A 24094-nucleotide genomic window follows, 5' to 3' on the forward strand; every position below is an offset into this window, starting at 1 on the left:
CAAACCATCCTAGCGTTTATGCCGTTTCGATAGATTCGTGTTTGATATGGCTACTCTTAGAGACCTCGGGCTTTCCGAGTACGAAGCACGAGCTTACCGGTCGCTACTCACCACCGGACCCACAACTGCCAAGGAGTTGTCGCGGGCCAGCGACGTGCCGATGGGACGGATCTACGACGTGCTCAATAGTATCGAACAGTACAATCTGGTCCGCAGCCAGACCGCGAGCCGGCCGAAGAAATACGTCGCCGTCGAGCCCTCGACGGCACTCGATCGGCTCCTCGAAGACAAGAAACGCGAACTCGAGGAACAGGCGGACCAGTACGAGTCGATCGTCGACGATCTCTCCGACGAACTCGACGCAGCCGAGCCGGTCGACGAACAGTTCTGGACCGCCGCTGTCGGCCCTAAAGAGACACGCGAGCTGCTCTTAGAGCGGCTCGCGGCGGCCGACCGCGACATCGTGATGGTGTCGGCACATCCCTCCCCACAGTGGAACATCGAGGCCGTCAGCGAAGCGGTTAACGCACAACTCGAGGACGCACTCGACAGGGGCGTCTCGATCGAGCTCCTGATGACTCGCGACATGGTCGCCTCCATCTCCGAAGCCGTCGGCCGGCGCTACCGGGAGACTTTACAGCAACGTGAGGCGTTCGACGTCCGGACCCACGACGACATCACGGGCTCGTTCAACATCATCGACGGCGTCGAGGTCTGCATTCAGGTGCCAAACCCGCTGTCGTCGGGTGAAGCCTTCGGTATGATCGACCTCAAAGATCCGGAGTTCGCCGCGAACGTCCACGAGGAGTTCGTTCCGCGGTGGGAACAGGCGGAGCCCCTCGAGTTCTAGTCGCTGACCTCCTCGCGGAGCGTCTCCAGATCGACGACGCGCTCGGCGTGGGCGTTGTGCTGGTGGATCGACTCGTCGTTGGACTGGGCCATCGTGATCACCGCGTCGTCTGGCAGGTGATCGAACTCGTCGACGACGCCTTCCGCCATCGCACGCACGCAGTCCTCGACGAACTTCGCGTCGGCGTGGGCCTCGTAGGTCATGTGATCCTCGTCGGGTCGCTTCGCGAGGTTGTAGATCCGCGCGCTCATCGAATCCCGTGCGATATCGATGACGTCGTTGAGATCGACTTCAGGGTCGCCACCCGCCTCGACGGTCAGCGTGGCGTGGCCACGCTGGGAGTGGCCCGGTTGTGGCACTTCCTCGAGGAATTCGGTGATCGTCTCTGCTTCGACACCGAGATCCTCGAGCGTCTGTTTCGCGCGGGCGGCGGACATCCCCTGTGAGCAGGGACAGACGGTCATGCCGGTGACCTGCGCGCCGATCTCCTCGCGGGTACCCTCGTCTGTTGCCGTCGCCGAAGCGACGATGTCGACCGTGTGCTGGGTCTCGCGGTCGCTCGCGGGCGTCTGTTCGCGGCGCATGAACTCGGCTTCCATCGAGACCTCCGCTCGGGAGGTGTAGTCGTGTTTCTCGAGCAGCCGTTCGGCGGCCTCGCCACAGACCTCCTCGACGCCGTAGGCTTCCTCGCGGGTCGCGTCCTCTAAAATCTCGTCAATGACCTCCATGTTGCGGCTCATGTCCGCGCCCTTGCGCCAGGCGGGGAGGTCGACGAAGACCTCGAACTCGGCGGTGAGGACGATCGGGCGCTTGTCCTCGCGGGCGATCTTGACGAGCTTGTCGACACCGGTGACGCCGACCTGGCTCAGACCGACGGTCACGTCTGGCGATGTCGCCTGCACGTCCGGCAACTGATGACTCATTGACCGCATTCAGGGAAGCGGCCGATTCAAGCTTTCGGAACCGGGAGTGTTGCGGTAATCTCGTTTCGGTAGCGGCTCGAGCCGTCGATTCTTTAAGTGCCTCTGGTCACAAGGTAGAGCTATGACGGGAGGTCGTCGCTTTTCGGACTTTCAAAACACCGAGCGACGGCTGTGGCCTGTGTCGTGTCTCGAGTTGGTTGTGCACGATCCGGGCACGGGTTTCTTCTTTAAGTGGTTCTGGTCACAAGGTGAAGCTACGAAGGGCATTCGACACCCGGTCTTCTCTCGGTTTCTCCGCTGCGAGCCACAGCTATGACCGCTGTCTCCGAACACGTCCACGAGACCGTCGCCGACCACTTGACTGCGATCGAACGCGAACACGACGTTGCGGTCCCGCTGGCGGTCGCCCGCGGGAGCCACGCCTGGGGTGGGGCGAGTTCCGACAGCGATTACGATGTCGGTTTCGTCTTCGTGTCGACCGATCTGCGTCGGTACGCGCACCTCGAGCGACCGCCTGAGACCATCGTCGAAGTTCGTGGCACGTTCGAGTACCAGGGCTGGGACGTGCGGACGTTCGCGCGACTGCTCGCCGACTCGAACGAGGGTGCGATCGACCTGGTTCGCAGTCCGATCCGCTATCGTCGCACGTACGAGCCCGACGAACTCGCCGCCTACGTCGAACGGACGTACAATCCGATCGATCTCTATCATACGTGGCGCGGCATTGCGACGAGCAACTACCGGAAGTACATCTCGCATCATCTGGTCCGCAGTGACGACGAACTCTTTCCAATTCTCGAGGGAGACGGCCAGACGTTCGTCGTCGAGACCGACGACGGCACGATGACGGTGTCGGCTGATGACGAGCGATTTCAGGAGACACAGACGAAACCCACAGTCAAGCGAAACCTGACCATCTACCGCGCGGCGATGGCCGCCTACTACCTCAAAGCGACCGGCGAGCGCGACACGTACGACCCGCCGGCGCTCGCGTTCGAGACGTTCCTCCGTGAGCAGGCTCCCGCTGTGTTCGACGCCGACCGGATCGCGTGTGCTCGTGAATTGCTCGAGCGAAAACGAGCGGGCGAGGGAGACGCCACGATCGGCGACGCCGTCGGCCGTGAGTTCGCACACCCGCCAAAACGAATCGATCCCGACGTGCACGCGCGGGACGGTCCCGATCCCGCGCGGCTGGACGGGTTCGTCGACGACCTGATCGCCGCGGTCCAGTAGCCAGCTGCCCTTTAAGTGTCTCTGGTCACAAGGTGAAGCTACGAAGGGCTTTTCGCGGGCCATACCCCGAACACGGAGCGACTGCGCTGGTTATCGCTCGAGCCCCGTCACAGACCTGTTAGCGGCGCTGTCAGTCCAACTGAAACGTCTCCCGTTCGGAGCGAGCCTTTTTCACGCTCCCCCTCCGACCGACAGGTGATGCACGACGACGGTGCCGACCCTGGTCGTCCTCCTGCGGCGGATACGGCCACTACGGACGGCGTCGAGTACGATCCCGACCACGAGCGACGGCTCGAGACCCGGCCCGGGTCCGGGGCGCTCTCGCGGGCGGAGGTCCAGCGCGATTCGACGGTTCGCCAGTGGGGTGTCGTCACGCCGAGTGCGACCGTCATCGGCCGCGCCGACTCCCCCGATGCGGACCTCTCCGAAAGCGTTCGCCGCCTCCACGACGAACAGCACGCGGCGACGCCGGGCTACAGCGAGCGCGCCCACCACCTCGACCGACTGCGAACCACACAGGCGCTGTGTAACGCTCTCGAGGTGACGCCGTGGCAACGCGACTTGGCGCTTGGCGTCATGGACGAGATCGACCTCACCGAGTTCGGCAGCCAGCGGGCGATCGAGAAGGTCGCGCTCGTGGTGATCCGCCACGTCGTCGACGTCGACCGCCAGCAGTACTTCGGCCTTGACGACATCGACGCGCAGGCGCTGTCGGCCGACCGCATGGAAGAGTTGTTCGCCCAGTACCGGGCCCACGACATCACCGACGAGGATGCCTTCAAGCGCCTCGCGGCCGAGTACGGACTGGATACGACGAGTCTGAATCGCTTGCGCCGTGTCCTGAAATCCCAACTCGAGGACGAACTCCCGGCCTACGGCCGCAACCCGTACCGCGATCCGAACCTGCCGGACGTGACGGCGGGGACCGACACCGCGGACGCGGCGGCCTCAGGCTCGGAGCGCTGATACCGTTTCGGCAGGTTCGGCCCGCGCCGCGTGTTCTGGATCGCCGTCCGTGCCTCGTCTCGAGCCCTATCGCGCTGCCGGTGACGGGCGACCGGCGACTTTTCCGTTCTGGTTCCCTATCGACTCCATGGCTGACGCTGGTACCGGGTCGATACCGGAGACCGCAGATCGGATCGAGATCTACGCTGACTACGTCTGCCCGTTCTGTTATCTGGGGACGCGCGCGCTCACACAGTACCGCGAAGAGCGCGACGAACCGCTCGCAGTCGAGTGGCATCCTTTCGATCTGCGACGTGGAAAACGCAACCCTGACGGCTCGATTGACCACGACGTCGACGACGGGAAAGACGACCAGTACTACGAGCAGGCGAGACGGAACGTCCGCCGACTGCAGGACGAATACGGCGTCGAGATGGCCCAGGAGGTCGCGACCGATGTCGACTCGTTCGACGCGCAGGTGGCTTCGTGGTACGTCAATGAAGCGTACCCCGACCAGTGGGCGGCGTTCGACGAGGCGATCTACACCGCCCTGTGGCAGGACGGCCGCGACATCGGCGACGTCGACGTGCTCGCCGAACTCGCCGATAGCGTCGGCCTGCCGGCCGGCGAGATCCGCGATGCGGTCACGGACGACGACTGCCGGGCCACACTCGAGGAGCGGTTCGCCGCGGCTTCCCAACGGGGAATCACCGGTGTACCGACGTTCGTCTCGGACGGCCACGTTGCCCGCGGCGCGGTGCCGCCGGAACACATCGCGCGGCTCGTCGAGGGCGAGTAGTAACGGTCGCCGCGACTGGCAACTTTTTCACGATCGTGGTACTGTCACCCTCGCAAGTGTTATCCGTGTTCTGGGCGTACGTTTGTTTGTAATGGCAAACGGTAACGTTGATTTCTTCAACGACACTGGCGGCTACGGTTTCATTTCGACGGACGACGCGGACGACGACGTATTCTTCCACATGGAGGACGTTGGCGGACCGGACCTCGAAGAAGGCACCGAGATCGAATTCGACATCGAACAGGCCCCCAAAGGCCCACGCGCGACGAACGTCGTCCGTAACTAAGACTGACTGCGTCCGGCAGTACGACTGACGGCCGATTTTCAGTACTATTCTTCAATCGACTACTGAGACTACTGGACAGCAGTCACGTCGTTCTGTCCGGCAGTATGAGTGCACTCACTCGAGCTTGTCGAGCCCATCGAAGAAGTTCGCCTGTGGCCCGACGAGCGTGACGGAGTCGTCCGCGAGCGAGATCGAGACCGTCGCCGGCGGTTCGAGACGCTGTCGGTTGCGCCCGTCGCTGATCGCATAGGCAGTGTCGGCCCCGGTGACGGTGAGCGTGAGTTCGGTATCCGGATCGAGGACCAGCGGCGGCATCGACTCGGTCGCGGCCATCTGTGTGACGACGAGCGCGTCGGCCGATGGGTGAACCAGCGGGCCGCCCTCGCTTAAGTTGTAGGCCGTCGAGCCCGACGGCGTGGCCACGAGGACGCCGTCGACGTGGCTCTCGGCGTACTGGTGGCCGTCGACGCGAACGTCGATCGTCGCGCCACCGCCGTGACCTCGCCGGGGGCCGTGGACGACCACCTCGTTGAGCGCGGGCTCGAGCGTCCAGTCGTTGTCGACGCCCGTCGCCTGTAGCCGTGCCAGTTCGCGTCTCTCGACGGTATCTGGGTCCTCAAGGCCGTCAACGAGGTCGGTGACGACAGCGAATGCGTCGTCGGGGGCGACGGCGTTGAGAAAGCCGACCTCGCCCAGGTTGACGCCGAGAATCGGCGTCGGGCTGACTTCGCGGGCGACGAACAGCAGCGTTCCGTCGCCGCCGATACTCACGACGAGATCGCGGTCTGTCATCGCGGCGACCGGGACGGCGGTCGCGTCGACCGCCTCGCCGGTTAGCTCGTCGACGACGACGCGTGCGCCCTCGCACTCTATGGTCTCGACAAGCGTCGCGGCAAGTGTCTGTGCGCGTTCGTTGTTCCGCTGGGCAACGATTCCGACGGCGACGTCCATCGTCGGCGGCTTCCCGCCCCGTCGTCAAAAAGCCACGCTTGTCTCGCCGCGGCAACAAGGTTAATCGGGCTGGAACGTCTCCGAGCACGTGAACAGCCGCGACGAATCCGTCGCCGTGTTTCGTATGGTGTCTGACACCTCGTCTCTTCCCATCGTCTCGCCCCCGGTACGAGCGGTCGATCAGTCGACCGTTTCGTTCATCTCCGACGGTCCGGTCCGCCGACGGACCACAGGTGATCGCCGTGGCTAACGAGGACGACGACTGGTTCGACCGCGCACTCGAGGCAAAAGACGGCGCCGGTTCACCCACGGCCGACGAGCGGGACGACGGCGACGACCAACCCCTGTTCGAGGACGACTTCGACGCGGCGTTACAGGATGTCGAGGAGGGAACCGACGACAGTAACAACTCCGAGGGACCGGCGGGCTTCGACGACCTCGATTTCGTTCTGGGTAGCGACGAACCCGACTTCGACGCGGAACCCGATTCGGACCTGCCCCGACTCGACCTCGGTATCGATGGGCTCGACCGGATGATTCAGGGTGGCGTTCCCGAACGCTCGCTGATCGTCGTCGTGGGCGGTGCCGGCACCGGCAAGACCACCTTCGGACTGCAGTTTCTCCACCACGGCCTCGCGGCCGGCGAGCGCGCGGTCTTCATTACACTCGAGGAGAGCCGCGACCGAGTCATCAACAGCGCGACAGAGAAAGGATACGCGTTCGACGAGTACGTCGCCGACGGCCAACTCGCGGTCGTCGATGTCGACCCGATCGAAATGGCTAACAGTCTGGCGTCGATCCGTAACGAACTGCCGGCACTCGTCGAGGAGTTCGGCGCCTCTCGGCTCGTGTTGGATTCGGTCTCCCTGCTCGAGATGATGTACGAGGATCGGGCGAAACGACGCAACGAAATCTACGACTTCGCTCGCAGTCTGAAAGAGGCAGGTGTCACCGCGTTGTTGACCAGCGAAGCCGCGGAGGCGACGGCCTATGCCTCGCGGTATGGCATCGTCGAATATCTCACCGATGCCGTCATCGTCCTGCAGTACGTCCGGCCGGATGACTTCCGCGAGACCAGACTGGCAGTCGAGATCCAGAAAATCCGCGATGCGAACCACTCTCGAGAGAAAAAGCCCTACGAGATTACCCCCGACGGCATCTCGGTCCACCAGCAGGCGAACCTGTTTTAACATCAGTTTTCAGGGCAGTGGACTGTTACAGCGACGGCCGATCCGGTAACAGCGAGTTAGGACACCGTTGGTTGTCCATACTTTTGCGGGTACGACTGTCATACACCTGCATGGCCCAACGGACGACCACTGACGAAACACTGCCGCGAGACGAATTCGCCGCCTACCTTCGAGAACTCGCGACGGAGTTCGAACGGGGTGACGAGCAAATTACGGTCCCGGTCGGGAACAAGAACGTCGCGCTGACGCCGCCGGAGACGATCAACGTGTCAGTCGAAGTGGTCGAGCGGTCGTCGATGCTTCGAGGGGAACGCGAGACGGTCGATATCGAACTGAGCTGGAAACCATAACATGGCTGCCGCAGACTCCATCCTGATCTTCGCCTTGAGTCTGCTCGTCGGGACGGTCGGTATCCTCGCGGGCGTGCGACTGGTCCTGGATCGAGACGCTGGCTTCGCGAACGCGGCAGTGACCGCGCTGATCGGCGCGATCGCGTGGGCGATCACGAGCTTCTTCGTCGGCTGGGTCCCGATCTTGGGTGTGCTGTTGATGCTGGTCGTCTGGGTCGGTGTGATCAACTGGCGCTATCCCGGCGGCTGGGGTGCTGCCGTCGCGATCGGTTTCGTCGCCTGGATCGTCGCCGTCGGGATCGTCTACGCGTTCGCGGCGATCGGCTTCGTCACGCCTGACGCGCTCGGGATTCCGGGGGTTTAAGCCTGTCGTGAGAGTCCGACAGGTATCCGGTGGTCTGTGCCCAGCCGTTCCCACCGCCGAAGAGGGAGGGAAACCCCTTTTTCCGTCGGCGCGAGAGGACAGCCTAGACACCGATGTACGAGACGATTCTGTTCCCGACTGACGGCAGCGAACACGCGGCGACCGTCGCAGACCACGCGATCGACATCGCAGCCACGCGAGACGCCTCCTTGCACATTCTCTCGGTCGTCGACGACCGCGCGTTTCTCGTCCTCGACGACGATCGCGTCGAACGCGTCCGCGAAGACCTCGCCGCGACCGCCCGTGAAGCGATCGACGCCGCCGTCACGCGGGCCGCCGAGTACGACCTCGAGACGGAGACGGCGGTCGAAACGGGGAATCCGGCCGAGTGTATCGTCGACTACGCCGCGGACGTCGATGCCGACCTGATCGTCATGGGAACCAGCGGCGACGAGTACGAACGCAACGTCGTCGGCAGCGTTTCACAGCGGGTCGTCCGCGAAGCGCCCGTTCCCGTCACCACTGTCGGCCCTGACGTCGAGGACTGATTCGGGCTCCGGTCGAGACAGTACACACAGTTTGATGTGTCTCCTGTCGCTACTGACGGAGACATGCGTCGATCGCTCGTGATCGCGGCTGTGTTGTGCGTCCTCGCGTTCATGCTGGTCGGTGGACCATCGATGATCCTGTCGCTGTCGACCGACCAGCAGCCCTCGGCGGCGTCGACCCCCTCTGAACCGAAATCGGACGCTCCAGCTGTCGTCACGTTCAACGACTCCGAGAGCGGCTTCTGGGAGTATCTCAGCCCGCGAAAGGGGTTCCAAAAGCGCAGCCCGATCAACGTCATCGTCCGCGGTGATGTCGCTGACGTCGAGCGAGTGCTGGTCGAAGCCAGCGACGGCGACTGGTCCGAAATCAACGAGTCCGAGGTAGCGGTCTCGGAGACCTACGCGCTCGTCGGCCGAAACAGTTCCTCCAACGAGACACAGCCACCGCTCGAGTCCTCGCCGAACGGATCGCTGGCCACCACCTCTCCTGATTCGGAACTCACGGCGTCGAACGACTCGGCTACCAACACATCGAACGACTCGGCGGCCAACGTGACCGCCGATAACGCGACGTCAGACCAGGCCTGGAGCCGTCTCCCCGAGTTCAATTGGGGCGAAGCCGACGGCGGGACCCGCTACGCCTACATCGAACCCGGTCCAAACGAGAGCGGCTACTGGACGACCGAGACGCGCCAACTCGAGGACGGCGACTACTACGGCCAGCGCTACCACATCCGGCTCTACGAGAGTCCCAACGAGGACGACGACTGGGTCGCCATGCAGACCCACTCCGAACATTTCGACTGGTTTACGCTTCGCCACCGCGTCCACGGCTCACAGGACGCCCAGCGCAAAGTCGAGTCCAACTTCATGGACCATCCACAGATCGACCCCAAAGACGACGTACAGCGCATCTATCTCGGGAATAGCAACTCCTCCGACGCGGACGGCTGGGCGACGGTGGTCGAACTCGCTGGACTGCTCGTCGTACCCACGCTGGTCGGCATCCGGGCCCGCACGCGTGGCTCCCACGGCGCTGCTGATGCCGATCCCGTTACCGACCGGCTCGGCCAGCGGACAGCCGACACCATCGACGACCACCTGACCGAGGACGATCGCCGCCGCCTCGCGACCGCGTTCGCCCGCCTCGAGGGCGGTCACTTCGCGCTCGCGTTTGCCATCATCGCCCTGTTGCTCGGCGTGCGCGCGGGCGGCATCGTCCTCGAGCACCGCGCGGCGTTTCTCACGCCCCATCAGATCGCCGCAGTGCTCTATCCGGTGATCGGTGTCGGACTCCCGACAGCAACCTACCTGATCGCACGCGGGCTGACGCGCCGACTCGACGCCGCCATCGTCGCCGCGGGTTCGCTCGCGGTCGCGATCTGGCTCGACTACGGTATGCTCGGCGTGGATACGCTGCCGCTCGAGGTCGTCGTCCAGCGGATGCTCGTGGTCGTCGCGCTCGGCCTGATCGCCGGCGGGGCGGCAAAACGTGCGGCGCGAACCGCGAAGGTCAACGACATGCTGCTGGTCGGGGCCGCGATGTGGATTCTCGTGCTAGTCGGCACGCTGTCGGGTCATTTTTGACCAACCAGTGGTATCGATCCCTCGGCGAAATGGACAATCACCGCCCCGTGAGAACGGTATCCCATCGTGGCGAGCCCTTAAGTTCTTGCGCCGTCGTTCTCTACATGAAATGGCAAGCCCACCCCGCCAGCGCGAACGAGTTTCTGGATCGACGGAACAAACGCAGGAAACGGAGGCTGAGCGGGTGTGTGACGAGTGTGAGAGCGGAACGCTCGTCAAAAGCGAGGATCAGGGCGAACTCGTCTGCGACCAGTGTGGTCTGATCGTCGAAGGGTCCAACATCGACCACGGACCGGAGTGGCGGGCGTTCAACCACTCCGAACGGCAGAACAAGTCCCGGGTGGGCGCGCCGACGACCCAGACGATGCACGACAAGGGGCTGACGACCTCGATCGACTGGAAGAACCAGGACGCCTACGGCCGGTCGCTTTCTTCGGACAAACGCAACCAGATGCGCCGCCTGCGCAAGTGGCAAGAGCGCATCCGCACCAAAGACGCCGGCGAGCGCAACCTGCAGTTCGCGCTCTCCGAAACCGATCGAATGGCCTCCTCGCTTGGCATCCCCCGCTCGGTGCGTGAGGTCGCCTGTGTGATGTACCGACGCGCACTCGACGAAGACCTCATCCGCGGGCGCTCGATCGAAGGCGTCGCGACCAGCACCCTCTATGCCGCCTGCCGGATGGAAGGCATCCCCCGCTCGCTCGAGGAAGTCGCCGGCGTCTCCCGCGTCGAGCGCAAGGAGATCGGTCGCACCTATCGGTACGTGGCCCAGGAACTCGGCCTCGAGATGGAGCCGGTCAATCCCAAAAAGTACGTGCCCCGGTTTTGCTCGGAGCTCGAACTCTCCGAAGAGGTCCAGGCGAAAGCCAACGAGATCATCGACACGACGACCGAGAAGGGGCTACTCTCGGGCAAGTCACCGACGGGATATGCCGCAGCCGCGATCTACGCTGCCTCACTGCTCTGTAACGAAAAGAAGACCCAGCGGGAGGTCTCGGACGTCGCGCAGGTGACCGAAGTGACGATCCGCAACCGGTATCAGGAGCAGATCGAAGCGATGGGGATTCACGAGTAAGCGATCGTCAGGGCTCGAACCACGACGTTGAACTTCTTGCTATTCTTGATCGTTGTAGAGTCGCGACACTCATCCGGAGGTATCCGCGAGAAATGCGCCGACCGGGAATTGAACCCGGGCCGCGAGCTTGGGAAGCTCGAGTCCTACCACTGGACCATCGGCGCCCACTTACTTCGCCCGAATGTATCGCCCGGTCACACTTCAACGTAGCGCTCCAGAGCAGTTCCCGAAACCGACCGCTCGGTCACTTTTTCCCGAAGAGGGGTGCCTATTAGGTCACGCCGCCCCTAGCCTGTTACATGATCGACCTTCGCTTTTCGGAGGCGGAACTCGAGCAGCATCGCGACCACATCACGGCGTTCATTCGGGAACAGGTCGACGCCGCGGGAGCTGACGGCGTCGTCCTCGGCTTTTCGGGTGGGATCGACAGCACACTGACCGGCCATCTCGCCGTCGAAGCGCTTGGGGCCGAGCACGTCCACGGGCTCGTGTTGCCGGCACACGTCAGCAGCGAGGAGCACATGAGCGACGCCGAGCGGGTCACACAGGAACTCGAGATTACCTACGACGTGATCGAAATCGAGCCGATCGTCGATTCGTTGCTGTCTGTCTACCCAGAAGCCGAGGGTGACCACGAAGCCGTCGGCAATGCCCGTGCCCGTGTTCGAGCAGTTCTTAATTATCTCGTCGCCAACCACGAGAGTCGGCTGGTGTTGGGCACTGGCAACCGTAGCGAAGCAGCCGTCGGCTACTTCACCAAATACGGCGACGGCGCAGTCGACTGTCACCCGATCGGCAACCTCTACAAGGCACAGGTTCGCCAGCTCGCTCGCCACGTCGGCGTTCCCGAGGACCTAGCCGAAAAGACCGCGACCGCCGAGCTGTGGGCTGACCAGACCGATGAGGACGAATTGGGGATCAGCTACGAAACGCTCGACTCGATTCTGGCTGCCCATATCGACGGCCCACTCTCCGTGGCTGCGACCTGCCGGCTGCTCGAGGTCGACGCGGAGACGGTCGAGCGGGTCCGCGGGATGTACGAAAGCAGTGCGCACAAGCGCAACGCGCCGACGGCCCCGGAGCCACTCGCGTAACGTCAATCCGGCCGGTCCTGTCTCTCAGTGGCACGTTCCCTTCTCGTCACCGAGGTCGCTGTGCGAGTGAGGGACTCGGCTCAAAGAGTTTCTACTTGAGGACGGCGTCGATGTCGTCGGCGTGGGAAGCGATGAGGTCTGCGAAGGCCGCGGCCTCGCGTCGCTCCTGCGTCGCTCGCTCGCTGTCGTCACGGAGCCGTCGTTTCAGGACTGGCAGTGTGTCGGTGGCGTTTGCCGCGATCTCCTCGGCGACCGCTCGGGGCTCGTCTTCGATGCGTGAGATGAGTCCCATCCGTAGCGCTTCTTCGGCGCCGACCGACCGGCCGGAGAGCGCGAACTCGAGGGCGTCGCCCTCGCCCATGACGCGGGGGAGCCGGACGGTGCCGCCCCAGGCACCGAACAGACCGAAGCTGACTCCCGGCTCCCCGTAGGTGGAGTCGGTCGTCCCGACACGGACGTCGCAGGCTACCGCGAGTTCGAGCCCGCCACCGCGTGCGGGCCCGTCGATTCCCGCGACGACGATCGCCGGCGAGTCTTCGATCGTCCGGGCGACGCGCTGGCCCAGTCGTGCGAAGTCGGCTGCACGGTCGCGGTCCCCCTCGAGGGCCCCGACCGCGTTCAGATCCGCCCCTGCGCAGAACGCCGGGCCGCGGCCACGAAGGTAGACGACCGGCTCGTCGGCGTCGTCGATCGCCGCCTCGAGTGCAGTGAGTCCGTCGACGGTGAGGGCGTTGCGCGCTTCGGGGCGGTCGAGTGTGATCGTCCGAATCGATCCGTTCGTGTCAACGTCGATCATAGTTGCAGTCGATCAGGCGTTTCCAAAGGTCTTTGCCTACTCCGTCGTAACCCCCCGCTAATGGAGAAGGCCGACAGCTGTCGGCGTGCCGCCGTCGAGGCCGTCGCGGACGTCGAACCACCACGATTGTACGAGTACATCGAATCCGTCCTCGACCGGGCATCGATGGTTCCCGCCGCACTGACGCTCGAGAGCGCCGCGGCGATGGCCCCCGAGGGCCACGTCCTTGCAGACCAGGATGGCCGACACTGCGATGACGAGTCCGAGACCGACCGAGACCGAACCTTGACCTCGGAGTCGCCCTCCGAGCGCATCGTCACCCATGCTGCTGGCGTCCAGCTCATCTACGAAGGGCTGCGATTGACGCGATCGCTGGCCCACGACGAACCCTGGACGGTGACCGACGATGACGCCGATGAGGGCGATCTCGCGATCCTCGCGGCCGATATCCTCGTCGCCCGTGGCTTCTACCTGCTTGCTCGCACCGACGCCGCTGGCAAAGCCGTCCGCACGGTCCAGTCGTTCGGCCGCGACCAGACGCGCCGTGGCGAACTCGACGCCGGAACAGCGGCCGACGGCACCGATCCCGACTCGCTCGACGCCAACCTCGAGCATGACGTGCTCGAACTGGCCGTTCGTGCCGGGGCGGTCGCCGTCGACGAAACACCTTCACCTCAGTTGCTCGACGTCGCTGCGGATCTCGCTGCCGCTGCCGGCACCTCGTTTCCGCCGGTCACGGAGTGTCTGACCGACCTCGAAGCGAAGGTTCGCGAGCAGTCGCTCGAGGATTCGACTACTGATCGCGCAACGTCGGCAACCGATCCCTGATCGCCGTTCTTGCGCCAGCCGAACCGAGTTCGTCATCGATCGTGCACTGACACTGACGTGCGATTGCCGCTACAATGACGGGCAGTGACGACGATAGATCCTGCGAGGGCGATACGACATACCGACGCATAGTCCGTTCGAATCGAAACCCATAAAGACGGCTCCGAACAACGAAGAAGTACGCGCCTGGGTAGCTTAGCGGTAAAGCGCGTCCTTGGTAAGGACGAGAGCCCGGGTTCAAATCCCGGCCTAGGCTTGCTCCTTCGTCGCAGACCGTAATTCCCATACAGCGCCGCTCCAGCATAGTTTTTACGGCTGTTTTCAGTAGAAAGGATACCCGTTTCAAGGGTGATTTTACCGGTGATCCGGCAGGGGAAAGGAAACCCGTGCGAGCAATCCCCTCGTTCCGGGTGGCGGTTTTCAAAAATGACCGTGAATCACCGTCTCTGTTAGCACTCCAGAGATTATGCTAAATCTCAACAGACGTCTTATCCAATGAAGTGTTGGAGTGAAGGTCACCTATGCAAAGGCGGGAAGCCGACAGCTACGGTTTAGACAAATATGGACAGGGACGGTTGCTTTCTAACACATATCAAATCCGAAATGCTTATATTGCTGTAGATACATAGAATAGTGGGTCCCATCTGGACTGGTATTACCAGAGACAGTTGGGTTCTCGAGAGTAGTTCCTTCATTTGAAGTCAAGGACTGTATCCACTGGGTATGGTTCTCGCACCGCTGTCTGTGGGTGGTGAGCAAGATCGTATAGAGGCCAGAACAGGGAACACAACCTGCAAAGGCTATTGAAGTGCGATGGAAGCTCTTAGGACGTAGCCCGAAGACAAGTGCGGCTGAGGAAGGTGCCCCTATTATAGGGGGGAGAGTGCAATTTTACGAGAAGGGTCCTTTTGAAAGTCGAGAAGCGGCGCAGCATAGTCTTCTCCCTGAGATAGCCACTTCGTCAATGGAGATTAACCGTCTTACACACCTTCCCGTCTTTCCAGTGGAATCTCATTAGTATTCGACTCCCGTGTGGGATTATCTGAAATAGACTCCAAGGGAAAGGTCTCCCTCAATAAAGGCAGGAAGGGGCAGAGCAGGTTATTCTCTTTCGACACTCGGTTTTTCTTGAATCAGATACCCCTCGTTTCGACAACGCCTTTCAAACTGTTTGATTGCAGTATCAACACTTTCAGTGTGAACCACTAAGGATAGTTCAGTTTCCTCACCAGTTTCCTCTTTTATTGCATTTGCACTAACTCGAAGGTTCGTATCACTACTTCGTTTACTATTCATATTTATACCTTCAGAATACGTGAGAGAATAAGCTAACAGGCCAAATATTCCAAAAACTGCTACAGCAAAGAACCATGTGACAGGACTCCTGTTATGTTTGTACGCATCCCAAGCTACTCCAAAGGTAGCACCTATCCAAAGGAGGCCGATAATCATAAAGATCGCACCAAAAGCGTTGGCCATGCTTAGAACCACCCTCGACCTTGGTTGAAATATACAGTGTTAACTTCCGTATCCATTACTATCAAGAAATAAGTTATTTTTCTTCCCACATATCTATTTTCATCTGGCAGAACTACAACTGTTTGCTGTAATCAAAGAAAGGGCTGGAAGCATGAGCCTCGAGAATACATACAATATCTTATAGTAGGAATATAATATATCTGATGTATTGTATTCTCATAGGTAGTGGCCTTCTGATAGTCAGACTACAAGAGTACCGTTGGTTACCACTGTTGTACCACTTCCTGCCTTTGTAGTGGATATACCTCTTTCCAGTGTACTACTTAGAAGACACTATGATACTACTGTATAGCTACCTTCTCGCTCTTTACAGTGTTACCAATAGACTGTAGTAACAATGGAGATAACCAGTTCCAGTATACCTTCTAAGTGATAATGTTATACTTCGTAGAGGGGCCTTCTCGACTTTCTAGTGGTATACCAGTTGATTGGTATCCCTCTATCCCTTTGTATTTCCCTTTCTCCCTTTGAGAGATTGAGAGATCACCGATTGAGGCCCATATCAGAAATACCGGCCTATCGCCACGGTCCAGAATCAATTCTAAGATGGCTGATGGACCTTCTAAGCGATTCTATGACCTCACGAATGGTTTCCATCATGATAAACGAAAAAAACGCTTCAGGAGATGTATGTGGGCCTATAAACAATTTTGGTAGAATAGGAATAGGTGACTTATTGAGTTTAGATATTATTTCTATCTCCCATTCAATTGTATCACTATTATTGTATAATGAGTGTATTTCATCTGATAGTATTGCTGCCTGCCTACGCTTCGATCTTTCCAACTGATCAAATCGAAACCAGAACCCCGTGAGAGGTTGGAACATGAACTGGAAAGGGATCGTCTATATTAACGTAACCCGACTCGAGAAGATTCTATAATCGGCTATAGAAGGGGGTAGTATGCTGCTATCTCCCCTTCCTGCCAGTCTATTAGATCACCCTTACAAACATTCCCTTCCAGTTGATCCGGGTTGTACCGTGTTATACCACAGTCCTTTGTAAATAAATTAGTTTAGTTGTTAAAGTTAGACTGCTATCTAGTACCAAGGATCCTCATCAAGGCGAGATGGATGGACGTCATTTGCAGTTAAGTCAAGGTCGCTTTCATTTACGGCGTTTCCCACTACTTGCGAGAACCAGCTTGGTGTATCGGGGGCAATATATATTCCTTCAATCAGCTTATTTATATCAATAGAAATATTAAAATAGAGTTTGGAATTCTCCTCTTCATCACCCATATTGGACATGTCAGATATCACGGCCCGCACTTCATGTTCGTGTGAGAATTCTTGTCTTTTAAACAGTATCTGCTGAAATGCATTTGGATTTTCGGTTCTATTTATAACACGGGCAATTTTGGCTTCTGACTCCCTATCAATATCGTGTAAGTCTGAGTAAAAATCAACATAAAAAAGATCACCAATATATACGGTTTCCTCTGTTTCTTTGAATGCATCCTTCATTCGTTCAATAGTGCTGACAATAGCAATGGACTTGTCTTCATTTCCATATAGATCCCACATTGCGGCAGACTCAGTATCATTAGCATGCCAACAATTGAGAAACATGCTTTTCCTGAAGTTCTTTACACCTTTGCTCCACTGTTTCAGAAGGTCTACTTCTTCTGAATCAATTTCTGACTGAGCCTCCCTTAGGGATTTATCGCGTAATTGTTTCAATGCCTTAGGAGTTGTACCTTCAAAAGGGTCACTGAAATCATCAGCACGATGGAAGTGTAATTTCTCCTTTTGAATAATCCACATTAGCTTGGGGAAATCCATATACCGCCATACAAGTTGAGAATCATTTGGAGGGTCGAACACAGGGTGGTCGCTGTACGGCATTAGAAAGGTATTGAAATTCGCACATTAAGAAATGAGGGGGTTGATGATTTATCGCAGTCCTTTGTAGAGAAAGGGCTGCGGCAAAAGGACAACAAATAAGAAATTATAACTATCTGTATGGTATTCCTTATCTATGCCATTCTTTGGCGGAAAGACTGAACCGGGCTCCGATGCTTTTCTTCCCTGTCCAGAATGTGGGGAGGATGAGATATATTCTCAGAGCGATGGCCTTCTAAGCTTCACGGAGTATATCTGCAATAATTGCGGTTATGAGGCTGAAAAACACGAAGTAAAAGAATTTCATAAGGAAGTTATGGACGAAATGAAGAAGAAACAAGCAGTAGATGCATTGCCAGAACGGATCTCTGACCCTGAACTGAGCCAACAAGTCAAAGATAGGAAGGCTGAGGGATGGGATATTGAGGAAATTACAGATTCAGGTGGGCGGGTGGTAATGTCTTCTACTAATGGTGGGACCATCGGGGGCCACGCCTTGACTGGCGCTCTCACGGGCTTATGGACATTTGGAATGGGTAACGTAGCATATGACAAAATGTCAAAGAAGAAAAACAAAGAGCGGATTGTGTTGCGGGCAGATGGAGACTCCAATCCTCCGAACAGTAATACCAAAAACCCCACCGAACTCATCCGTGAATTAAATCAACTCAAGGAAGAGGGGTTAATATCTGACACTGAGTTTGAAGAGAAAAAACAACAACTGTTAGACGAGATGTAGATCTGGTTCTTGACCTAAATATCCTTGACGTATTCTTTTCGCCTTTCGGCTTTTTGAGCACTTGTACCCTTGTCGTAATGCTTCTCAAGCACCTTTCCACTCATATTTACCCTCTCTCCCGTGACGTCTTTCGGTTGTCCTGCATTCCGCGCCGCCGTCACATATCCACGACGAAGTGCGTGGGGGCTCACTGAACCGGGACACTTGCAAGAGGTATTCCAAGACATTGCTTCGCACGTCTCAGGGTCACGGTTAAACGGGCATTCTCCACCGTTGTAGTAGCAGGGGCGAGTTGCAGTGTACACGTACCGTTGAATCGTTGTCTCCACCACGCGCCCGTTTTTGGACGTAAGAAGCGGTTCCCGTCCGTATTCGTCCGTCTCCCCGTTCCGGTTCATCTCAACGTAGTCCCGGATGGTTTCTGCCATCTCTGACGTAATCAATACGTCCCTTTCGCTCTTTTCTTTGTTCTTCAGCGGCGTTCCTATCGTTGGCCGATGGCGAAGTTCCAGTGCGGGCCGTCCGTCATCAAAATCTTCAACATCAAGAGCCCGAAGCCCGCTCATCCGCATTCCTGTCTTCCAGAGGATTAGCAAGGTGATGTGACGGTTACTCGCGTACTGGTACTTTTCGAGGAAGTCTAGCATTTCAAGGGCTTCGTCCCGAGTCAGGAGATCATCACATATCTCGTCATCTTTGCTGACTGAGGGAATCCGAACCATGTCGGCCATCCCCCGAGGGACGGCTTGGATGTGTTCGCAGAACTCGATAAACTGCTTGAGCGTCATCATGTCTTGACGGGCTGTAATAACCTTCACGTTCGATAGACGGTGTTCCTTGTATCGCTGAATGAGTTCGCTGTCCAGTTCGTTGAGACTCGTAAGGTTCTGCTCATCAAGCCAGTCGCAGAACTGTCGCAGAGTTGTTCTGTAGTTCTTGATTGTTTTCTTGGTGACTCCCGGCCTCTTGTCGTTGAGGAATCTATTCTTCGCTTCGTGTGGCGGTGTTGGTTTCAGACTCATTGTTGGTTTCCACCACAGTCTGCGATACTTGCGCAAGTGGCCTTTAGCGGGCTTTTGCGTCCGGTATGACGAGAGCCCGGGGGGCAATCCCGGCCTAGGCTTTTCTCGGAATCCATCGCTCCTCGAGTCGCTTCGCTGGTCTGCCTCGCTGATGGACTCTCCTCGGATCGCTATCGTAGCCACGTCACGCACAGCCGATCGCGAGACTGTGTCCTGTGACCCGGTGTGTGACTCGATTCGGTCGGCATCCTGTCGGAGACGAGTGGCCGCTCACACGCGATATCTGATCCTCCAACGTGTACTATCGTCTACTCGAATCGGTGCTACTCGAGCACAGAATCGTCGTTCGATTGCGGTTCGACATGCAACTGCGGCGTACTGTCGAGCCCGCTCGGGGCCTCGAGCAAAGCTGCAACTGCCGGCTGATCGTTTTTTACCCTATAAGCGGTGCGTTGTGGTGATGATTAGAATGCCGAGCTGTACGTCGTGTAACAACTCTGTTTCGTACGATTTCGCGTCCGCACACGGTAACGGCGACACCGTCGACTGGTGTCCACGATGTCGAAACGGCCGGTGAGGCCGGTCAAAACGAGCGTTACCGGTCGGTCAACAGTCGGCGAAGGATGTCACCGTAGGCGGGGCGAGTGATGAGCACCCCGATGAAGACACCGAGGATGGTGATGATCGCGAACCCGCGGAGGTCGCCGAGACTCAAGACGGCGAGTGGCGAGAGGGCAACGACGGTCGTCGCCGCGGCGGCGCCGATGACCCAGAAGGCTTTGCGGAACCGCGACTGGAAGACGCGTTCCGAGCTGACATCTCCTTCGTCCATCACCTCGTCGGCGATGATCACGAGGTCGTCGACCCCAGTCCCGACGACGGCGATGAACCCGGCGACGTGGGAGAGATCCAGCGGCATGCGGATCAGCGCGGCGAACCCGAGCAAGACGACGACCTCGGCCAGTGCCGTGACGATCATCGGCAGAGCGACGCGCGTGTCCGTATAGCGGGCGTAGACGACGCCACTGACGGTGAGCACCGAGAGGAGCCCGATCAGCAGGGAGTACTGCTTGAACTGGTCGGCGTGGGCCGCTTCGATCGAGTAGACCTGACTCTCACCGAAGTCGAGTGGCGCGCGCAGGCTGCCGGCTTTCAGATTGACCGAGAGCGACTGGGCGTCCTGCTGGTTCTGGGCACCCATCTGGAAGGTGGGATCGTTGGCCCACTCTTGACTTCGCATCGAGTCGGCCAGACTCGAGCCCATGCTGTGTGCGGCGACGGGCTTGCCGTCGGTGACCGTCACCAGACAGTACTGCTCGGCCTCGTGGTCGAAGTCAACGGTTCCATTGGTGGTGCCGAGACTACACCGGCCCATTCCTTCGTTCGGGTCGGTGAAGCCCTGATCGTTCATCTGCTGTTGGAACCCGGGCGCGGCTTCCTCACTGACCTGGACCGGGACCACGTAGCCCTGACTCGCCTGGCCCGGCCGCGACTGTGGCTGCTGGGGTGGGTCGACGCTGGCGATGTCGTCACCGGTCAGCACCGTTTCGTTGGTCTGGTTCCCGCTTTCGGTGGGATAGTAGGCGACGACCTCGACGACACCTCGCTCGGAGAGGATATTGCGGAGTTCGTTGGAGCCCATATTGGGCACCTCGACGACGATATAGTGATTTCCGTTCGGCGTCGTCTGCTCGTAGACCGTCCCACCGGAGAGCCCCGCAGCGTTGATCTTTGTCTGGATAGTCTCGATGATCTGATCGCGGGTCCGCTGGCTCACGCCATCACGGATGTCGTCTTCGGAGACGTCGGCGCCTGCCGATTGCAGTGCCGCAGCGAACTCCGCTTCGCTGACGTCGTCTGTGAATACCTCTGCGACGACCGTCCCGTCGTCTTGGACGTGGACGCTGGCGTTCGCCGGCTCGAGGCCGAGTTGGTCCACCCCGTCACCGCGGAGTGCTTGCTCGAATTCGTCGATACGGGCTTCGTCGACCCCATCGGACGCGATCCCCTCAGCGGTCATCCCCGTGACGGGAGCCCGCAACCGGGTCCCGCCCTCGAGGCCGAGGCCGAACTCGAGGTTCGTCGGACTGTCTTGGAGGCTCTCGTTTCCGGCGACGCTGTTGTCGGCGACGATGCCGCCAGGGATGAACAGGGCGACGACGGCAAAGCCGACGAACGCCACCAGCATGAGGACCCGCCAGTTGGCTTTGACGGCGCTGATCGGATTCATGAGCGGACCCCCTTGAATTTGTACCAGCGAAGCAAGCTCAGGTTCAACATGTACGTGTTCATCAGGTCGGCTGCGAGGCCGACGAACAGGATGATACCGATCGATGCCAGCAGATCGATACCGAACAGAAACGCCGCGACGCCCATGACGAGCATCGCGACCATCGACGTGACGGTCATCGTGACGCCAGTACGCATCGCGCGGTACGTACTTTCATAGAAGTCACCGCTCCGGCGCAGGACGTGGTTGTTCAACAGGATGTCGGAGTCGACGGAGTACCCGATCAGCATCAACAACCCGGCGACCGTCCCAAGCGAGAGCGGAATCCCGGCGAGGCGCATGAACGCAAGCGGGATCATGAGATCGGAAAACGCCGAGATGACGATCGCAATCGACGGAACGAACGTCCGAAAGAGGAGGAACGCGATGGCGCTCATCCCGACGAAGGCGATGACGAGTCCCATCAGAGCCGTCTGCTGGCTCCCCTGCCCGAAGCTCGCCGACGTCGACGAGATCGATCGGATGATATCATCACCGCCGTCCTGGGCCAGATTCGACTCGGCCTGCTCCCGCAGGGTCTGGGAGTCACTCGAGGCGAACTGCACGATATACTGGTTCTCGCCGCCCGCCGCCGTCACCGATTCGGGCTGTTCGTCGAACGCCGCCGGAATGTCGTCGGCCGGCGTCGTCGTCTGGACGGTCAGTTCCGTCCCACCGGCGAAGTCCATCCCCAGCGGCACCGGCGTGCCGTACACGAGAAACGACCCGCTGAGGACGAGCAATGCAACCGCGAGGACCGCGAGCGGAACCGCCGCGAGCTGGCGGTTACTGTACCGGTTGTATTCGATCTCCGGTACGTCGAAATACGCCATATATCGCTTCTCTTGCAGCCCACGAAGTAAGCCTTCTCAATTCGGACTCTCTTTACGGCCGCGTGGTCCCGAATCAAATTCCGCGATTTCGAACCTCGAGACAGTGATGTTATCGGCTCAGTCCGGCAAATACCGGACGCTCAACACGCCGTCGTCGGCCGAGCGCCGGACTTCCACCCGAACCGCCTCGAGTCTGGCCGCGCGCGCGATCGTCTCCTCGTCCTCGAGGACGTCCTGGGCCGCCGCCTCGAGTTCGCTCTCGGGGACACAGAACACGTGTAGTTCACCTGTTCCAGCCCGTTCTTCCTGAATCAGGTCGCCGACGTCACCGTCGGCTGCCAACTCCTTTTCGTGCTGGGTCGGCTCGAGATCGCTGTCGACCAGCTCGATCGAGCGCCGTTCCGCGACGTCGATCACTTCCCACGCGACCTCGAGGGGCGGTTCCGGTGCGACGGTCGCCTCGAGAACGTCGTGGACCTCGAGGCCGGGATTCGACCCGAGGGGGTGGACCTGTGCGGTCTCGACGTCGCGGACGACCGCCGATTCGGGTTCGGCGTGCGTGACGACGAAGGTACCCGTCTTTTTGCTCATGGTCGCTCGTAGGTCATTGATAGGTTTCGGGGTTTCGGCTTTGGGTTGTGTGGTAGCTGCTCGAGTGAGAGTCGCCACTGGGGTCGACTCGAGAGATCCTACGGCAAATCGTGGCCCGTGTATTTATTCCTGAATGAGTTGTAGTGGTGTGGGACTGCCGGAGTGAGTTGCCACTCCTGTATGTGCAAAGACACATCTACGCTATCAGGATACAATCGTCTCGAAATGCGGTTCCGTTACTCTGACTGGTCTTCGGACGAGTCCGTCTCAAACGCAGGCGGCAGTCCTCTGTGGGTAATACCGGCTCGGTCTTCGATCTGGAGTTGGTATAGTTTGGTGTTTTCTGATGTGCCAGCCCGTTCGAACAAGTCCGGACGCCACCGCATTTCCATAGCATCTTCGATTGGCTCTCGCTCGCTCTCAGGAACATCACTGATCGAGCCAGTGAGAAGAACGCTCGTCCACATGAATGGTGTGTCAACATTGAATACGAGGAATCGAGCAGCATCAGCACGGTCGCTGAGGTCTTCTTTCTGACTTTCAGGCCCTATAACATACAGGAAGTAGATTTGGGATCCACCGTCATACCAGAAGAATAGCGGGCGCATGACGGGGACATTCTTGGTTGGAAGACCGAGCACCCCAATACTCTGACTCGACAGAAACCCGCGAATCTCGTCGTCATTCATCCGGACCATGCCATAGTCGCTGAGTTCGTCGGTCGTCATCATGTACCACGATGGTCCGAGACCACTAAGATGTTCCTGGCGGAATGTCACCTGCGTCTCAGACCTCTCTCCAAAGTGTGTCTTCGTGGCAAGTTGGCTTTCCACGCACGACTTACGGTTCACCCATCGTGTAACCACTGTACCTACCCTCCGCTACGTTGGCTCAGCATCGTGTAGTTTCTGGGTGGGTCCTGCCAGAGAACGTCCAGAATCTTTGCGGTCCTCAGTCAGTGGTTATACTGCCGGACAAAACGGTTCATACCTCGATCGCACCCAAGACGCTGTCGCCGACGGCGACAGCCGTCGAGAAATGCATGGCCGAGAAGCGACGGTTCGAACTCGAGCGTGCGACCTGACACGACGCCAGATTCGGCAGCGACACGCCAGTCGAGAGCAAGAGCACGATGCACGAACACGCCGACGGACAGTCCGGCAACTGGAAGGTCTGCCGCAAGTATCACGAGAAGCCCCGGCGATACGACGGCTGGTACTGTTTTGTCGTCTACCGACCGCGTGGGCGATCGGGACTGACGATCCTCCAAGACAAGATGGTTCGCTCGAGGGATCTCCCGTTGCTGCGGTGGCACGATGGCGGCGATCACCGCAGGACCGAGCAGGCGAGGATCGCGATCGACTCGATTTTTAATAAAACAGCAATGGGGGATGGGGGGATACCTCCGGATGGAGTTCCGGAGGTGGTCTATTGTTT

The 24094-nt window shown here is 59.3% G+C and carries 24 protein-coding genes, 2 tRNA genes and 1 pseudogene; 16 read left to right on the top strand and 11 right to left on the bottom strand.

All coding sequences use genetic code 11. From position 1 onward, the window contains the following. Positions 1-46: 46 nt before the first annotated feature. Positions 47-850, top strand: coding sequence for a TrmB family transcriptional regulator (locus E2L06_RS01665; protein ID WP_138777999.1), 804 nt, complete (start codon positions 47-49; stop codon positions 848-850). Here E2L06_RS01665 and mptA read toward each other — a convergent pair. Continuing rightward, entirely contained in the window at positions 847-1773 is a 927-nt protein-coding gene (gene mptA, locus E2L06_RS01670; protein ID WP_138778001.1) for a GTP cyclohydrolase MptA, read from the bottom strand. The two genes, E2L06_RS01665 and mptA, sit on opposite strands and share 4 nt — an antisense overlap. Positions 1774-2085: 312 nt before the next feature. On the opposite strand from mptA, the gene E2L06_RS01675 reads away from it, so the two are divergent. From E2L06_RS01675 to E2L06_RS01690, 4 genes are all read left to right on the top strand, one after another. After that, positions 2086-3006 carry a DNA polymerase beta superfamily protein gene (locus tag E2L06_RS01675; RefSeq protein WP_138778003.1) on the top strand — a complete coding sequence of 307 codons (921 nt, stop codon included), beginning with the start codon at positions 2086-2088 and terminating at the stop codon, positions 3004-3006. A 198-nt stretch (positions 3007-3204) separates the two neighbouring features. Further along, positions 3205-3972 carry a DNA-directed RNA polymerase subunit epsilon gene (locus E2L06_RS01680; RefSeq protein WP_138778005.1) on the top strand — a complete coding sequence of 256 codons (768 nt, stop codon included), beginning with the start codon at positions 3205-3207 and terminating at the stop codon, positions 3970-3972. Positions 3973-4099: 127 nt separating this feature from the next. Further along, positions 4100-4750 (top strand): DsbA family protein, encoded by a 651-nt coding sequence (locus E2L06_RS01685; protein ID WP_138778007.1) that lies wholly within the window; start codon positions 4100-4102, stop codon positions 4748-4750. 91 nt (positions 4751-4841) lie between these two features. Beyond that, the gene (locus tag E2L06_RS01690) at positions 4842-5036 is read left to right on the top strand and encodes a cold-shock protein (protein ID WP_006087710.1); all 195 of its coding nucleotides are present in this window, start codon (positions 4842-4844) and stop codon (positions 5034-5036) included. A gap of 114 nt (positions 5037-5150) precedes the next feature. Here E2L06_RS01690 and E2L06_RS01695 read toward each other — a convergent pair whose 3' ends face one another. After that, entirely contained in the window at positions 5151-5987 is an 837-nt protein-coding gene (locus E2L06_RS01695; RefSeq protein WP_138778009.1) for an NAD(+)/NADH kinase, read from the bottom strand. A 179-nt stretch (positions 5988-6166) separates the two neighbouring features. Between E2L06_RS01695 and E2L06_RS01700 the strand changes: the two genes are divergently transcribed. The 6 genes from E2L06_RS01700 to E2L06_RS01725 all read left to right on the top strand — a co-directional run bounded on the left by E2L06_RS01700 (position 6167) and on the right by E2L06_RS01725 (position 11101). Beyond that, on the top strand, positions 6167-7177 hold the full coding sequence (locus tag E2L06_RS01700) for a KaiC domain-containing protein (protein ID WP_394348740.1): 1011 nt from the start codon (positions 6167-6169) through the stop codon (positions 7175-7177). A gap of 110 nt (positions 7178-7287) precedes the next feature. Beyond that, on the top strand, positions 7288-7527 hold the full coding sequence (locus E2L06_RS01705) for an amphi-Trp domain-containing protein (protein ID WP_138778013.1): 240 nt from the start codon (positions 7288-7290) through the stop codon (positions 7525-7527). 1 nt (position 7528) lies between these two features. Continuing rightward, on the top strand, positions 7529-7891 hold the full coding sequence (locus E2L06_RS01710) for a hypothetical protein (protein WP_138778015.1): 363 nt from the start codon (positions 7529-7531) through the stop codon (positions 7889-7891). Positions 7892-8004: 113 nt separating this feature from the next. Then, a complete protein-coding gene (locus E2L06_RS01715; RefSeq protein WP_138778017.1) occupies positions 8005-8439 on the top strand; it encodes a universal stress protein in 435 nt (144 codons plus the stop codon). Between the two features lie 63 nt (positions 8440-8502). Continuing rightward, entirely contained in the window at positions 8503-10026 is a 1524-nt protein-coding gene (locus E2L06_RS01720; protein WP_138778019.1) for a hypothetical protein, read from the top strand. Positions 10027-10135: 109 nt separating this feature from the next. Further along, complete coding sequence (locus tag E2L06_RS01725) at positions 10136-11101, top strand: transcription initiation factor IIB family protein (RefSeq protein ID WP_138778021.1); 966 nt, start codon at positions 10136-10138, stop codon at positions 11099-11101. Between the two features lie 93 nt (positions 11102-11194). Here E2L06_RS01725 and E2L06_RS01730 read toward each other — a convergent pair. Next, positions 11195-11265 (bottom strand) — tRNA-Gly (locus tag E2L06_RS01730). A 135-nt stretch (positions 11266-11400) separates the two neighbouring features. On the opposite strand from E2L06_RS01730, the gene E2L06_RS01735 reads away from it, so the two are divergent. Continuing rightward, positions 11401-12195 carry an NAD+ synthase gene (locus E2L06_RS01735; protein ID WP_138778023.1) on the top strand — a complete coding sequence of 265 codons (795 nt, stop codon included), beginning with the start codon at positions 11401-11403 and terminating at the stop codon, positions 12193-12195. Positions 12196-12286: 91 nt separating this feature from the next. Here E2L06_RS01735 and E2L06_RS01740 read toward each other — a convergent pair whose 3' ends face one another. After that, positions 12287-12991, bottom strand: coding sequence for an enoyl-CoA hydratase/isomerase family protein (locus E2L06_RS01740; RefSeq protein ID WP_138778025.1), 705 nt, complete (start codon positions 12989-12991; stop codon positions 12287-12289). A gap of 60 nt (positions 12992-13051) precedes the next feature. Here E2L06_RS01740 and E2L06_RS01745 point away from each other — a divergent pair, with 60 nt between their 5' ends. Both E2L06_RS01745 and E2L06_RS01750 read left to right on the top strand, forming a co-directional pair. Continuing rightward, positions 13052-13819 (top strand): hypothetical protein, encoded by a 768-nt coding sequence (locus E2L06_RS01745; protein WP_138778027.1) that lies wholly within the window; start codon positions 13052-13054, stop codon positions 13817-13819. Between the two features lie 184 nt (positions 13820-14003). After that, positions 14004-14075: transfer RNA gene (locus tag E2L06_RS01750), tRNA-Thr, on the top strand. An 845-nt stretch (positions 14076-14920) separates the two neighbouring features. Here E2L06_RS01750 and E2L06_RS01755 read toward each other — a convergent pair. Together E2L06_RS01755 and E2L06_RS01760 are read right to left on the bottom strand one after the other, a co-directional pair. Next, positions 14921-15298 (bottom strand): bS21 family ribosomal protein, encoded by a 378-nt coding sequence (locus E2L06_RS01755; protein WP_138778030.1) that lies wholly within the window; start codon positions 15296-15298, stop codon positions 14921-14923. 1101 nt (positions 15299-16399) lie between these two features. Then, on the bottom strand, positions 16400-17206 hold the full coding sequence (locus tag E2L06_RS01760) for a DUF2971 domain-containing protein (protein WP_138778032.1): 807 nt from the start codon (positions 17204-17206) through the stop codon (positions 16400-16402). A gap of 133 nt (positions 17207-17339) precedes the next feature. On the opposite strand from E2L06_RS01760, the gene E2L06_RS01765 reads away from it, so the two are divergent. Continuing rightward, positions 17340-17942 carry a hypothetical protein gene (locus E2L06_RS01765; RefSeq protein WP_138778034.1) on the top strand — a complete coding sequence of 201 codons (603 nt, stop codon included), beginning with the start codon at positions 17340-17342 and terminating at the stop codon, positions 17940-17942. Positions 17943-17956: 14 nt separating this feature from the next. Here the strand turns inward: E2L06_RS01765 and E2L06_RS01770 are convergent, their stop codons facing one another. The 5 genes from E2L06_RS01770 to E2L06_RS01790 all read right to left on the bottom strand — a co-directional run bounded on the left by E2L06_RS01770 (position 17957) and on the right by E2L06_RS01790 (position 23385). Continuing rightward, complete coding sequence (locus tag E2L06_RS01770) at positions 17957-18964, bottom strand: site-specific integrase (protein WP_138778036.1); 1008 nt, start codon at positions 18962-18964, stop codon at positions 17957-17959. A gap of 595 nt (positions 18965-19559) precedes the next feature. Continuing rightward, positions 19560-21194: a preprotein translocase subunit SecD gene (locus E2L06_RS01775; RefSeq protein ID WP_138778037.1), complete on the bottom strand. Its 1635-nt coding sequence runs from the start codon at positions 21192-21194 to the stop codon at positions 19560-19562. Further along, complete coding sequence (gene secF / locus E2L06_RS01780; protein ID WP_138778039.1) at positions 21191-22066, bottom strand: protein translocase subunit SecF; 876 nt, start codon at positions 22064-22066, stop codon at positions 21191-21193. Before secF ends, E2L06_RS01775 begins: the two co-directional genes overlap by 4 nt. A gap of 117 nt (positions 22067-22183) precedes the next feature. Further along, the gene (locus E2L06_RS01785; RefSeq protein WP_138778041.1) at positions 22184-22657 is read right to left on the bottom strand and encodes a DUF5812 family protein; all 474 of its coding nucleotides are present in this window, start codon (positions 22655-22657) and stop codon (positions 22184-22186) included. Between the two features lie 236 nt (positions 22658-22893). Next, complete coding sequence (locus E2L06_RS01790; RefSeq protein WP_138778043.1) at positions 22894-23385, bottom strand: pyridoxamine 5'-phosphate oxidase family protein; 492 nt, start codon at positions 23383-23385, stop codon at positions 22894-22896. 314 nt (positions 23386-23699) lie between these two features. On the opposite strand from E2L06_RS01790, the pseudogene E2L06_RS01795 reads away from it, so the two are divergent. Next, positions 23700-24029 (top strand): annotated as a pseudogene (locus tag E2L06_RS01795) (hypothetical protein); the annotation flags it as partial. Positions 24030-24094: the final 65 nt, after the last annotated feature.

It is taken from the genome of Haloterrigena sp. H1 (assembly GCF_005938085.1).
Taxonomy (GTDB): domain Archaea; phylum Halobacteriota; class Halobacteria; order Halobacteriales; family Natrialbaceae; genus Natrinema.